A 13,225-nucleotide genomic window follows, 5' to 3' on the forward strand; every position below is an offset into this window, starting at 1 on the left:
GTCCGACCGACCAGCTGAGCGCGGGGCCGCTGGTCGGGTGACGAGCACGCCTGCGAGGACCGGTCGCGACCACCGACCGGTCCCCCACGGGTGCCGCCCGGTTCCTCACCGACCTGCGGCTAGGGTCGTGGCCATGGCCTCGCCGTGGAGAGCGCAGCGACTCGCCTCGTCCACCACGACGATCTTCGCCGAGATGTCGGCGCTCGCCGTCGCGACCGGCTCCGTGAACCTCGGTCAGGGGTTCCCCGACACCGACGGCCCGGACTTCATGCTCGAGGCGGCCCGCCGGGCGATCGCCGAGGGCGTCAACCAGTACCCGCCCGGTCGGGGCATCGCCCCGCTGCGGCAGGCCATCGCCGCGCACGCGCGCCGGCACCAGGGGCTCGAGTACGACCCGGACACCGAGGTGCTGGTGACGACGGGGGCGACCGAGGCCCTGGCCGCGACCATCGAGGCGTACGTGGACCCGGGCGACGAGGTCATCGCCCTCGAGCCCTTCTACGACTCCTACGCGGCCTCGATCGACCTCGCGGGCGGCAAGCGGGTCGGCGTCGGCCTCTTCGGGCCCGACTTCCACCTCGACCACGCGGAGCTCGAGGCGGCCTTCGGCCCGCGCACGAAGCTCGTCCTGATCAACTCCCCGCACAACCCGACCGGGGTCGTGCTGGGCGAGGACGACCTCGCGGCGATCGCGCGCCTCGCCGTCGAGCACGACGTCCTCGTGGTCACCGACGAGGTCTACGAGCACCTCGTCTTCGAGGGCGCTCGGCACCGGTCGCTGGCGTCGTTCCCGGGCATGCGCGAACGGACGATCCGCATCTCCTCGGCGGGCAAGACGTACTCCGCGACGGGGTGGAAGATCGGCTGGGCCATGGGCCCCGCGGCGCTGGTCGACGAGGTGACGGCGGTCAAGCAGTTCCTCACGTACGTGTCGGGGGCTCCCTTCCAGCCGGCGGTCGCCCAGGCCCTCGACGAGGGGGACGCGTGGGTCGCGCAGTCGGTCCGCGACCTGCAGGACCGGCGCGACCAGCTCGCCGCGGGCCTGGTCTCGATGGGCCTGGATCCCGTCGTCCCGCAGGGCACCTACTTCATGACCACCGACGTCCGCCCGCTCGGCTACGACGACGGCGTCGCGTTCTGCCGCGACCTGCCGCACCGTGCGGGGGTCGTCGCCATCCCCCACCAGGTCTTCTACGACCGCCAGGAGGCGGGGCGGCCCTACGTGCGCTGGGCCTTCTGCAAGCGCCGCGAGGTGATCGACGAGGCGGTCGAGCGCCTCGGCGCGCTCGTCAGCCCTCGAGCCTGAAGCCCTCGGCCCGCGCTCGGCGATCCCGTCGGCCGTACCAGCGGTTCGCCGACGGCACCCACAGGACGCCCACGGCGGTCCCGACGTAGACCGCCACCACGAACCACGTCAGCCACGACTCGCGCAGCCACCAGGCCGCCCAGGCCAGGGCCACGACGCCGACGGCGGTGTGGGCGATGCGCGTCCAGGGCCGGCGCGCGAGCAGGCAGAAGGCCGTGACGACGGAGGCGACCGGGAAGCCGTAGAGCGGCAGCCACAGCCCATCACCCATCCGCAGGACGGCCTCGTCGAGCAGGTGGAAGATCACGCCGTCGTCGCCGGACGGACCCAGCGCCCGGGTGCCCGCGGCCGCGACGAGCAGGAACAGGCTGAGCCCGCACACCCACAGCATCGCGGCCGTGACCGCGAGGGTGACGGCCAGCCCGACCACCGCGGGCCGCTGCTCACCGCCGGCCGCGAGCGGGAGGGACGGCACGGGGGGCGGGAGCTGGCGCAGCTGCTCGTCGGTCACCCCCGGGGCAGGGCCCCAGGACGGGACGGGTTGGTAGGACGCGGGCCCGGCCGGTCCCGGGGGCCAGGGGCTCCCGTACGGGGCCGGGTAGGCGGGGCCGGGCCCCGAGGACGGGCCCGGACCCCACGGGGAGGTCTCGCCGCTCGTCACCCGACCAGCGTAGGGCGGACGGGGTCGCTCCCGGGCGGAGTCGTCACAGCCCGAAGAGCTCCGACGGCGGCGGCGGCGACGGTTCGGCGTCCTCGTCGCTGTAGGCCGGGGCGCTCCCGACCAGCTGGTCCAGGCGGGCGCCGTGCACGACCCGGTACGGGAACGGCGGGCGGCCGGCCCGGTCGGCGAGGTCGGTCCAGGTGCCGTCCTCGAGCGGACGGTCGCTCGCGACGAGGACCACGTTGCCGAACCGTCGCCCCTTGAGCGTGCTCGGCTCGGTGCACAGGCCGACCGAGCCGAGCTCGGCGCGCAGCCCGGCGACGACCCGGCGCGTGTAGCGCAGGCCGCCGCTGTCGGTGATGTTGAGGGCCAGCACGCCGTCCGGGCGCAGCACCCGGTGCAGCTCCGCGATCGCCTCGCGCGTGGTCAGGTCGGCCGGCACCCGGGCCCCGGCGAAGGCGTCGAGGACGACGAGGTCCGCGATGCCGTCGCGCAGCTGCGGCAGGCCCGAGCGGCCGTCGACGGCGCGGACCTTGATGCCGCTGGAGCGCGGCAGCGGGAGCCGCGAGCGGACGAAGTCGGTCAGCTCCTCGTCCGGCTCCAGCACCGTCTGCGTCGACCCGGGTCGCGTCGCCGCCACGTAGCGCGGCAGGGTCAGCCCGGCGCCGCCGACGTGCACGGCCCGCAGCGGGACGCCCGGCTCGAAGGACGACTCGACGAGGTCAGCGACGCGCTGCACGTAGTCGAACTCGAGGTGCGACGGGTCGTCGAGGTCCACGTACGACTGGTCGGTCCGCCCGACGCGGAGCAGGTAGGCCGAGCGGCGACCCACGTCCGGGACGAGTACGACCGGGGTGTCGCCACCCCGCAGGACCAGCTCGTCGCTCCGCACGCGTCTCCCTTACCCGGGCGTCGTCGGGGACACGGCCCGGAGGCAGGATAGGCGTGGCGACGCGAGGTGGCGACGGACGGACCGGCGCGCAGCGGCACCGGGAGGGCCGGCCCGTGGAGCTGCGCTGGGTGAGCGACGAGGGCGTCTGCGTACGTCCGCCCGCCGAGGTGGGTGAGCTCCTGGGCCGCGAGGACGGGTTCGTCTGGGTCGACGTGCCGCAGTGGGACGAGGAGGCCGAGGCGCTGCTCGCCGGGACGTTCGGGGCGCACCCGCTCGCCCTCGCGCACACGCGCGAGCGCAACCACATCGCCCTGGTGCACCGCTACCCCGGCCACCTCTTCATCGCCATCCACGCGCCCAAGATCGGCGCGCGCGGGCACGTGCACTACCTGGAGCTCGACCAGTACATCGGCGAGCGCTTCCTCGTCACCGTGCACGGCCCGCTCAACCCCGTCGTCCCCCTCGAGGACGCGCTGCGCGAGACCCGCGAGGTCGCCGACCGGATGGAACGCGGCCGGCTGCGGCCGTCGTCACCCTTCGCCCTCACGTACGCGATCGTCTCGACGATCGTGCGGCACGAGTCCGACCTGGTCAACGAGCTCGCCCGCGAGGTGGGCCTGCTCGAGCAGGCGGTGACCTCGGCGGTGGACGAGGAGCCGCAGGAGTTCCTGGGCAAGCTGTTCATGGCCCGCCACGAGCTGCTGACGGTGAAGACCATGGCGACCCAGGCCGGCGAGATCTACCGGCGGGCGGTGTCCATCGTCGACTTCGCGCCGCCCGACGGGCTGCAGCAGATGCGCGACGTCCTCGACCAGTACGAGCGGGTCGCCTCGATCGCGCAGAGCCAGCTGGAGTTCCTGCAAGGCGTGACCGAGTTCTACCGCGCGCGCACCGACACGAAGATGACCATCGCCGGCGAGAAGCTCGCCGTCATCGCGGCGCTGACGCTGCCGGTGACCGCCATCTCGTCGGTCATGGGCATGAACGTGATCGTCAACGAGTCCACGCACTGGCCGCTGCTGATCGTCCTGCTGGCGCTGATGTTCACGCTGGCGATGCTGCTGCTGCGCTGGGCCAAGCGGCAGGGCTGGTGGTGACGCCGGTGGAGGGGCCCTGCCCGTGCGACAGCGGGCTCACCTACGCGGACTGCTGCGAGCCGCTTCACGACGGGCGGGCCGGGGCCGAGACGGCCGAGCGGCTGATGCGCTCGCGCTACGCCGCGTACGCGGTCGGGCGCACGGACCACGTGTTCCGCACCTGGCACCCACGGACCCGGCCGGCCGACGTGGAGCCGACTCCCGGGCTGCGCTGGACGGGCCTGACCGTGCTCGCGGCTGAGGCCGGCGGTGCGGACGACGCCGAGGGCACGGTCGAGTTCGAGGCCGCGTACGAGACCGCCGAGGGTCCCGGCACGCTGCACGAGCGGAGCCGGTTCGTCCGTCGCGGACCGCGCTGGGTCTACGTCGACGGCGACGAGCCCTGAAAACTTCTGCGCGGTTGACCACCTCACAGGTGGTCAACCGCGCAGAAGTTCTTCACGTGGCGACGTCAGACCGCGACCGGCGCCTCGCTCACGACCCGGAGGGCGTCGCCCTCGGGGTCGAGGTCGAACGTGACCGTGTCGCCCTCGAGGACCTGGCCGGACAGCACGAGCCGGGCCAGCTGGTCCTCGATCGTCGTCTGCACGAGCCGGCGCAGCGGCCGGGCGCCGTAGGTCGGGTCGAAGCCGGTGAGGGCGAGCCAGTCCTTCGCGGCCTGGGTCGCCACCACGGCGATCCGCCGGTCCGCCAGGCGCTCGTTCAGCCGCGACAGGTTGATCTCGACGATCCTCGCGAGCTCGTCGGTGCCGAGCGCGTCGAAGAGCACGACCTCGTCGAGCCGGTTGAGGAACTCCGGCTTGAACGCCTGCCGTACGACGCCCATCACGGCGTCCTTCTTGATCTTGTCGTCGAGCTTCGGGTCCGCCAGGTACTGCGAGCCGAGGTTCGAGGTGAGGATCATGATGACGTTGCGGAAGTCGACCGTGCGGCCCTGGCCGTCGGTCAGCCGCCCGTCGTCGAGCACCTGCAGCAGGATGTCGAACACCTCGGGGTGCGCCTTCTCCACCTCGTCGAGCAGGACGACCGCGTACGGGCGCCGCCGCACGGCCTCGGTGAGCTGGCCGCCCTCGTCGTAGCCGACGTAGCCGGGAGGGGCGCCGACCAGGCGCGAGACCGAGTGCTTCTCGGAGTACTCGCTCATGTCGATGCGGATCATGGCGTGCTCGTCGTCGAAGAGGAACGCGGCGAGCGACTTGGCCAGCTCGGTCTTGCCGACACCGGTCGGCCCCAGGAACAGGAACGACCCGGTCGGGCGGTTGGGGTCGGAGATGCCGGCCCGGGAGCGGCGTACGGCGTCGGACACGGCCTTGACCGCAGGGCGCTGACCGATCAGGCGCTCGCCGAGGCGCTCCTCCATGTGCAGGAGCTTCTCGGTCTCGCCCTCGAGCAGGCGGCCGGTGGGGATGCCGGTCCAGTTCGCCACGACCTCGGCGATGTCCTGCGCGCTGACCTCCTCGCTGACCATCGGCGTCGTGTTCCGCTCGGCCTCATCAGCGCGCGACAGTCGCTCCTGCAGCGCGGGGATCTCGCCGTAGCTGATCTCGCTGGCCCGCACGAGGTCGCCCTCGCGCAACGCACGGTCGGCGGCGATGCGCAGCTCGTCGATCTGCGAACGCAGCTCGCCGACCTCGTTGAGGCCCTTCTTCTCGGCCTCCCAGCGCGCCTCGAGCCCACGCAGCTCCTCGCTCGCGTCGGCGAGCTCGGCCTCGAGCCGCTCCAGCCGCGCCACCGAGCCCGCGTCGGTCTCCTTCTCCAGCGCCAGGCGCTGCATGGTCATCCGGTCCACGGAACGGCGCAGCTGGTCGATCTCTTCGGGCGAGGAGTCGATCTCCATGCGCAGCCGCGACGCCGCCTCGTCGACCAGGTCGATGGCCTTGTCGGGCAGCTGGCGCGACGTGATGTAGCGGTTCGACAGGGTCGCCGCGGCCACGAGCGCGGCGTCGGTGATGGCGACCTTGTGGTGCGCCTCGTAGCGCTCGCGCAGGCCGCGCAGGATCGCCACGGTGTCCTCGACGCTGGGCTCGCCGACGTAGACCTGCTGGAAGCGCCGCTCCAGCGCCGGGTCCTTCTCGATGCGCTCGCGGTACTCGTCGAGCGTGGTCGCGCCGATCATGCGCAGCTCGCCGCGGGCGAGCATCGGCTTGAGCATATTGCCCGCGTCCATCGACGAGTCGCCGGACGCGCCCGCGCCGACGACCGTGTGCAGCTCGTCGATGAAGGTGATGACCTGGCCCTCGGCGTCGCGGATCTCGGTGAGGACGGCCTTGAGCCGCTCCTCGAACTCGCCGCGGTACTTGGCCCCGGCGAGCATCGCGCTCAGGTCGAGCGAGACGAGCCGGCGGCCCTTGAGGGAGTCGGGGACGTCGCCGGCGACGAGGCGCTGCGCCAGGCCCTCGACGACGGCGGTCTTGCCGACGCCGGGCTCGCCGATGAGGACGGGGTTGTTCTTGGTGCGCCGGGCCAGCACCTGAACGACGCGGCGGATCTCGGTGTCGCGACCGATGACCGGGTCGAGCTTGCCGGCGCGCGCGGTGGCGGTGAGGTCGACGCCGTACTGGTCGAGCGCCGACTCGGTGCCCTCGGCCTCGGCGCTGGTGACCCGCTTGCTGCCGCGCAGCTCGTTGAACTTCGCGCTCAGCGCGTCCGGCGTGACCTTGAGGTCACGCAGCACCGACTGGGCGTCGGAGGCGACGGCCGCCAGGGCGATGAGCAGGTGCTCGGTCGCGACGAAGGAGTCGCCGAGCTGCTCGGCCCGGGTCTCGGCGTCGGCGAGCACGCGGGCGAACGCACCCGAGAGCTGCGGCTGCGACACCGACGAACCGGTCGCCGACGACAGCTTGCTGATGGCGCCCCGGGCGGCCGCGTCGACCACGGCCGGGTCCGCGCCCACCGCGGTGATCAGCGGGGCGACGGCGTTGCCGGGGACAAGCAGCAGGGCGTGCAGGAGGTGGCTGGGCTCGACGTACGGGTTGCCCCCCGTGAGCGCCAGCCGGAGCGCGGACGAGACGGCGTCGCGGCTCTTGGTGGTGAGCTTGTTGGTGTCCATGGAAGGAGCAGGTACCTCCGGGTTGAGTGTCCTCGGCTCAAGTGTGCCGCGCCGCCGGTCAGGGGCGCAAGCAAGACTTGAGCGTCATAGGCTCAACCTGACCTCCGGACGGGCTATTCCCTGACGACAGCGTGCGCGCAGGACGCCGCGCAGACCAGAGGGACCCGGGGCCGTACGGGGTGCCGCGCGGGACCGTTCGGGGTCGACGTCGCGCGCCGAGAACCCCGCACGCGCCGCGTCGGGCCCGCGCTCAGCGACGCGGCAGCGTGGTGACCGGCCGGGCCGCCAGCAGGGCCCGGTCCGCCGCGAGCTCGGCGGCCGCCTCCCGCAGCAGGGGCAGGTGCTGCGACACGAGCACGTCCATCGACGTCTCCATCGCGTGCGCGTTGACGTTCATGGCGCAGGTGACGCGGCCGTCGGCGTCGAGCACGGGGACAGCGACCGAGCGCACGGCGGGCGCGAGCGCCTGGTCCGTGGCGGCCCAGCCCTGGTCCCGGACCCGGGCGAGCTCCTCGAGCAGCTCGCCGCGCGCGGGCACGCGGGCCGGCTCGACGCCGGAGCGGGTCGGTTCGGCGAGCGCCGCGTCGCGCTGGGCGGGCGGAAGGTGGGCCAGGAGGACCTTGCCGAGCGACGTGACGACGGCCGGGAAGCGGGTGCCGATGCCCACCGAGAGCGCCACGAGCTTGGGCACCGCGACCCGGGCCACGTAGACGATGTCGCTCCCGTCGAGCTCGGCGACCGAGCAGGACTCGTGGGTCGCGGCGCTGAGCCGCTCCAGGTGCGGCCGGGCGAGGGTCCACAGGTCGCTGGCCGAGACGTACGCCAGGCCCAACTCCAGCACCCGCGGCGTGAGCCGGTGCAGCCCGCCGTCGCTGCGGACGTAGCCGAGGTCGACGAGCGTGAGCAGGATGCGCCGGGTCGTGGGGCGGCTCAACCCGGCGGCCTGCGCCAGGTCGCTCAGCGACGCGGGGGCACCCGTCGTCCCGAAGGCCCGGATGACGTCGAGCCCGCGCGCGAGCGCCTCGATGAAGTCCGGACCGGCGTCCCCCCGCCCACGACGGGCCGAGGCGGGGTCCGGCTCGGGACCGGGTCCCGGGGGGTCTTGACGGCCTGGCGTCACGCGGGTCAGGATGCCCCATGTCCGCTGGACGGACAAGTGTCCGACCAGCATTCGTGCGAGGAGCGCCGATGTCCGTGGAGACCGGGTCGCCGGCCGCGCTCGCGGTGCACGACGGGGTCGGGCCGCTCACCGGGCTCCTGGTCGCCGACCTCTCGCGGGTCCTGGCCGGCCCGTACGCGACGCAGATCATGGCCGACCTGGGCGCCACCGTCGTCAAGGTCGAGGCCCCCTCCGGCGACGAGACCCGGGGCTGGCGCCCGCCCGAGCGCGACGGCGTGTCGACCTACTACCTCGGCATCAACCGCAACAAGCGCGACGTGGTGCTGGACTTCCGCGACGCCGACGACCGGGCCGACGCGGCCGAGCTGTGCCGCCGCGCGGACGTCGTGATCGAGAACTTCCGCCCCGGCGGCCTCGCGCGCTTCGGCCTCGACTACGACAGCGTCGCCGCGACGAACCCGGGGGTCGTGTACGCCTCCATCAGCGGCTTCGGCTCGGCCGAGGGGGCGACGCTGCCCGGCTACGACCTGGTCGTGCAGGCGGCGTCCGGGCTGATGAGCCTCACCGGCGACCCCGACGGGCAGGCGTACCGCAGCGGGGTCTCGGTCTTCGACATCATGAGCGGGCTGCAGTCCGTGATCGGCGTGCTGGCCGCGCTGCGGCACCGCGACGCGACCGGCGAGGGCCAGCACGTCGAGGTCAACCTGCTGTCGACGGCGCTCGCGGCGATGGCCAACCACTCCTCGACCTTCGTGGCGGCGGGCAGCGTGCCCTTCCGCATGGGCAACGCCCACCCGAGCCTGTTCCCGTACGAGCCGCTGCCGTGCGGCGAGGGCGAGCTCGTGGTCGTCGCCGCCAACGACCCGCAGTTCCGCAAGCTCGCGACAGCGCTCGGGCGACCGGAGCTCGCCGACGACGAGCGGTTCGCGACGACCCCGCTGCGCAACCGGAACCGGGAGGCGCTGCGGCCGCTGCTGCTCGAACCGCTCTCCACCGACACCGCCGAGGGCTGGTTCGACCGGCTCACCGCGGCCGGCGTCCCGTGCGGCCCGATCAACACCATCGACGGCGGCGTCGCGCTCGCCGAACGGCTCGGCCTCGACCCCGTCGTGCAGGTCGGCGAGGGTGAGGACGCGGTGCCGATGATCCGCAACGCGATCCGCTTCTCCGCCACGCCCGCCCAGTACTCGACGCCCGCCCCGGCCCTCGGCGCCGACTCCGACCAGGTCCGCGCGTGGCTGCGGGACGGGCGACCGGACCCCGGTCCGGACCCAGCGCAGCAAGGGGAGGACGCCTGATGCCCGAGTTCCCCACCTCGATCGGGACGAGCGACCCGACGACGATCCGGCTGCTCGGCCACGACCTCGCGGGCGAGCTGCTCGGCCAGGTCGGCTTCGGCGAGCTGGCCTTCTGGCTGGCGGCCCGCCGCCGGCCGAGCGCGGGCGAGGTGCGGCTCTTCGAGGCCGTGCTCGTGTCGCTGACCGACCACGGCTTCACGCCGACCGCCATCGCCGCGCGGCTCACGTACTACAGCGCCCCCGACTCGGTCCAGGGCGCGCTGGCCGCCGGGATCCTCGGCGGCGGCTCCCGCTTCCTCGGCGTCACCGAGGACACCGGACGGTGGCTGCACCGGGTGCTCGAGGGCCTCGACGACGCCGAGAGCCGCAGCGACGACGACTGGGACGCGGTCGCCCTCGAGGCGGTGCGCGCCGCCCGTGCGGCCGGGGAGAAGGTGCCCGGGATCGGCCACCCCGTTCACAAGGAGGCCGACCCTCGGGTGCCGGTGATGTTCGCCATCGCCGAGGACAGCGGCAGCCTGGGCGCCCACCTGCGCTTGTTCGCCGCGGTCGGGCGGGTGCACGAGCAGGTGCTCGGACGCCGGCTCCCCCTGAACGGCGCCGGTGTGGCCGGCGCGGCGCTCGCGGACCTCGGGCTCCCGATCGAGCTGCTGCGCGCGTTCGCCCTGCTCGCCCGGACGGCCGGGCTGATCGGCCACCTCGCCGAGGAGCGCGAGTCGCCGATCGCCCCCGCGGTCTACGCCGAGGTCGACCGCAACGCCGTGTACGTGCCGCTGCCCGACGCCGGGTCTGCCTGACGCCGCCGACGACCCACCCGACAGATCCACCGACACATCCACCGACCGGAACGGAGCCTCGATGGCGAGGTTGAGCGCGGTGCTCGCGACGACGCACCACCCCTTCTACCTGAAGGCGACGCAGCTGACGCCGCCCGAGCAGCGCATGCCGCAGGCGGACGAGTGGCGGCGCAAGGTGGAGGCGTACCGGGAGACGCTGACCGCCGCGCGGCCCGACGTGCTGGTCATGGTCGGCGCGGACCACTTCCACCAGTTCTTCGCCGACAACTACCCGGCGTTCCTGATCGGGAAGCAGCCGACGTACGACGCGACCTTCTACAACGAGGAGCGCGAGTTCTCGATCCCGCCGTTCCTGCTGCAGGGCCACGAGGAGCTGTCCGGCTTCCTGCTCCAGGGTCTGCTCGACCGCGGCTTCGACATGGCCGTGAGCCACGAGCTCAAGCTCGACCACTCGATCATCTGCCCGATCATCACGACCCGGCCGGACGCCGACCTGCCCGTGGTCCCGATCTACACCAACATCTTCGCGCCGCCGCTACCGAGCCCGACGCGCTTCTGGCAGCTGGGCCGGGCCATCCGCGAGGTCATCGACGCGTGGCCGAGCGACCTCAGCGTCGCCGCGGTCGGCTCCGGCCACCTCTCCCTGGAGCTCGGCGGGCCGCGCCAGTTCGGCGAGACCGGGCCGGACCCGGCCTTCGACCGGCAGGCGATCGACTGGCTGTCGAAGGGCGACGTCGAGGCGATCCTCGAGAACGTCACGTTCGAGTCGATGTCGGGAGCCGGGAACGCCACCCACGGCTTCATGGACCTGATCTTGATGATGGGCATCGCCGGGCCGATCGAGGCGTCCTACGTCGACGAGCTCGACCTCTTCCACACCCGGGAGATGTACATGACCTGGACCCCGGAGCAGGACGCTCCCGCCCTCGGCAGGGCCGCGCTCGCGGAGGCGGCGCGATGAGCCGCTACTACGTCAACAAGTTCCTCTACCAGGTCGACGGCGACCCCGAGCTCCTCGCGGCGTACAAGGCCGACCCCGCCGCCCTGGTCACCCGGTGGGAGGACGAGTACGGGCGCTACCTCGGCGTGAACAACCACGTCGAGCGCACGACCTGGCTGTCGTTCACCGACGCCGAGCGGACGGCCCTCGTCGAGCACGACTACGTCGCCCTGTTCGAGATGGGCGCCCACTTCTTCCTGACCCTGACGATCATGATCGCCCTCTACGACGAGGACTACGCGGCCGCCAGCGGTCCCCTCTCCTTCCAGCGCGAGTACGCCGCCAAGCTCTCGCACTGGCTCGGCCAGTCCTACCCGCCCGTCGCGCTCTAGCGACCCGGCCCCACCGCTCGTGCCCGACGAAGGAGTCGCCATGACCACGCCCGTCTCCACCCCGCTCCCCGCCGACGGCCAGCCGGTCGTCCTGCGCCACGGCACCGTCGTCACCGTCGACGACGAGCGGCGGGTGCTGCCCGACACCGACGTCCTCGTCGTCGGGACCGACGTCGCCGCCATCGGACCCAGCCTGACGGTTCCCGACGGGACCTTCGAGATCGACGCCACCGGGGGCATCGTCATGCCGGGCATGGTCGACACCCACCGGCACATGTGGCAGACCGCGATGCGCGGCTACGGCGCCGACTGGACCCTCACGCAGTACTTCGTCTGGTACTACCTCGAGCACGGCAAGAGCTTCCGGCCACAGGACGTCCACGCCGGCAACCGGCTCTCCGCGCTCGACGCGATCGACGCCGGCGTGACGACGACGGTCGACTGGTCGCACGGACTGCGCACCCTCGAGCACGCCGAGGCCGCGCTCGACGCCCTGGTCTCCTCGACGGGGCGCTACGTGCTCGCGTACGGCGACATCTTCGCCGGGCCCTGGGAGTGGTCGGCCGACCCCGCGGTGCAGCGCTTCCTGCGCGAGCACGCGTCCGGCTCGGACTCGCTGCGCCTGCAGATGGCCTTCGACGTGACCGGCGACCCGGCCTTCCCCGAGCGCGCGGCCTTCGAGGTGGCCCGCGAGCTGGGGCTGCCCGTCACCACGCACGCCGGGGTGTGGGGCGCGACGAACGACGCCGGCATCCGGCTGATGCACGACGCCGGGTTCATGGCGCCCGACACCGTCTACGTCCACGCGGCGACGCTGTCGGACGACTCCTACCACCGCATCGCGGCGACGGGCGGCTCGGTGTCGCTGTCGACGGAGAGCGAGCAGAGCTGCGGGCAGGGCTACCCGCCCTCGTGGGCGCTGCGCGAGCACGGCATCCCGGTGTCGCTCTCGGTCGACACGAGCGTGTGGTTCTCCAGCGACCTGTTCGCCGCCATGCGCTCCACCCTCGGCGCGGACCGGGCGTGGGAGCACGTCAAGGCGCACGAGGTCGGCGAGACGATCACGCACGCGCACCTGCGCGCCGAGCACGTCGTGGCCTGGGCGACGCGCGGCGGGGCCGAGGCCCTGGGGATGGGCGACCTGGTCGGCTCGCTCGAGGTCGGCAAGCGGGCAGACGTCGTGCTGATCAAGAACGACCTGTCGCCCACGCTCTTCCCGGTCCTCAACCCGTACGGCCACATCGCGCTGCAGGCCAACCGTGGCGACGTGCGGACGGTCCTCGTCGACGGCAGGGTCGCCAAGCACGAGGGCCGGCTGATCGAGGACCTCGCCAGCGCGCGGCGCGAGATCGACGAGACGGTCTCCTACCTGCAGGCGACGCTCGGCGACGAGGTCTGGGCGCAGGGCATGAACCCCGACGTCCCGCCGACGAAGGTGCTCGACAACCCGTACACCTACACCGAGTTCCGCACGGCCGACACGCACCGTTCCGGGGCGGACCGGCGGGGCCAGGAGTCGCCGGTCGCGTCCTAGCCGTCGCGGGAGGGAGCAGGGCCCGAGGTCTGGGAGACTGGAGGCGCCGGACCGGACGCGGACCCACCTCGGGTCCGCGTCGCCCGCCCGCGCATCTTCAGGTGCAGCACCCCTCGACGAGGACGGCGACGACGCCGGC

Annotated in this window: 12 protein-coding genes; 8 read left to right on the plus strand and 4 right to left on the minus strand. The window is 73.1% G+C overall.

Annotated features, from left to right (window positions below; genetic code table 11):
* The first annotated feature begins 133 nt into the window (after positions 1-133).
* Complete coding sequence (locus BMY04_RS16895) at positions 134-1,306, plus strand: pyridoxal phosphate-dependent aminotransferase (RefSeq protein ID WP_091183742.1); 1,173 nt, start codon at positions 134-136, stop codon at positions 1,304-1,306.
* Here the strand turns inward: BMY04_RS16895 and BMY04_RS16900 are convergent.
* Both BMY04_RS16900 and BMY04_RS16905 read right to left on the minus strand, forming a co-directional pair.
* Positions 1,290-1,967 carry a hypothetical protein gene (locus BMY04_RS16900; protein ID WP_139209925.1) on the minus strand — a complete coding sequence of 226 codons (678 nt, stop codon included), beginning with the start codon at positions 1,965-1,967 and terminating at the stop codon, positions 1,290-1,292. The genes BMY04_RS16895 and BMY04_RS16900 overlap by 17 nt on opposite strands.
* Positions 1,968-2,010: 43 nt before the next feature.
* Positions 2,011-2,859 (minus strand): spermidine synthase, encoded by an 849-nt coding sequence (locus BMY04_RS16905; protein WP_232506464.1) that lies wholly within the window; start codon positions 2,857-2,859, stop codon positions 2,011-2,013.
* 53 nt (positions 2,860-2,912) lie between these two features.
* Here BMY04_RS16905 and BMY04_RS16910 point away from each other — a divergent pair, with 53 nt between their 5' ends.
* Together BMY04_RS16910 and BMY04_RS16915 are read left to right on the plus strand one after the other, a co-directional pair.
* The gene (locus BMY04_RS16910) at positions 2,913-3,956 is read left to right on the plus strand and encodes a magnesium transporter CorA family protein (protein ID WP_232506465.1); all 1,044 of its coding nucleotides are present in this window, start codon (positions 2,913-2,915) and stop codon (positions 3,954-3,956) included.
* Entirely contained in the window at positions 3,950-4,342 is a 393-nt protein-coding gene (locus BMY04_RS16915; RefSeq protein WP_232506466.1) for a YchJ family protein, read from the plus strand. Before BMY04_RS16910 ends, BMY04_RS16915 begins: the two co-directional genes overlap by 7 nt.
* A gap of 65 nt (positions 4,343-4,407) precedes the next feature.
* Here the strand turns inward: BMY04_RS16915 and clpB are convergent, their stop codons facing one another.
* Entirely contained in the window at positions 4,408-7,005 is a 2,598-nt protein-coding gene (gene clpB / locus BMY04_RS16920) for an ATP-dependent chaperone ClpB (protein ID WP_091183749.1), read from the minus strand.
* A gap of 250 nt (positions 7,006-7,255) precedes the next feature.
* The gene (locus BMY04_RS16925; protein ID WP_198410225.1) at positions 7,256-8,125 is read right to left on the minus strand and encodes an IclR family transcriptional regulator domain-containing protein; all 870 of its coding nucleotides are present in this window, start codon (positions 8,123-8,125) and stop codon (positions 7,256-7,258) included.
* A gap of 68 nt (positions 8,126-8,193) precedes the next feature.
* Between BMY04_RS16925 and BMY04_RS16930 the strand changes: the two genes are divergently transcribed.
* The 5 genes from BMY04_RS16930 to BMY04_RS16950 all read left to right on the plus strand — a co-directional run bounded on the left by BMY04_RS16930 (position 8,194) and on the right by BMY04_RS16950 (position 13,086).
* A complete protein-coding gene (locus BMY04_RS16930) occupies positions 8,194-9,423 on the plus strand; it encodes a CaiB/BaiF CoA transferase family protein (protein WP_091183754.1) in 1,230 nt (409 codons plus the stop codon).
* A complete protein-coding gene (locus BMY04_RS16935) occupies positions 9,423-10,220 on the plus strand; it encodes a citryl-CoA lyase (protein WP_091183758.1) in 798 nt (265 codons plus the stop codon). Before BMY04_RS16930 ends, BMY04_RS16935 begins: the two co-directional genes overlap by 1 nt.
* A gap of 61 nt (positions 10,221-10,281) precedes the next feature.
* The gene (locus BMY04_RS16940) at positions 10,282-11,181 is read left to right on the plus strand and encodes a DODA-type extradiol aromatic ring-opening family dioxygenase (RefSeq protein WP_091183763.1); all 900 of its coding nucleotides are present in this window, start codon (positions 10,282-10,284) and stop codon (positions 11,179-11,181) included.
* Complete coding sequence (locus BMY04_RS16945; protein WP_091183766.1) at positions 11,178-11,552, plus strand: hypothetical protein; 375 nt, start codon at positions 11,178-11,180, stop codon at positions 11,550-11,552. Before BMY04_RS16940 ends, BMY04_RS16945 begins: the two co-directional genes overlap by 4 nt.
* A gap of 40 nt (positions 11,553-11,592) precedes the next feature.
* The gene (locus BMY04_RS16950) at positions 11,593-13,086 is read left to right on the plus strand and encodes an amidohydrolase family protein (RefSeq protein WP_091183769.1); all 1,494 of its coding nucleotides are present in this window, start codon (positions 11,593-11,595) and stop codon (positions 13,084-13,086) included.
* Positions 13,087-13,225 lie beyond the last annotated feature (139 nt).

The sequence above is a fragment of the Microlunatus flavus genome, assembly GCF_900110855.1.
Taxonomy (GTDB): Bacteria; Actinomycetota; Actinomycetes; order Propionibacteriales; family Propionibacteriaceae; genus Microlunatus; species Microlunatus flavus.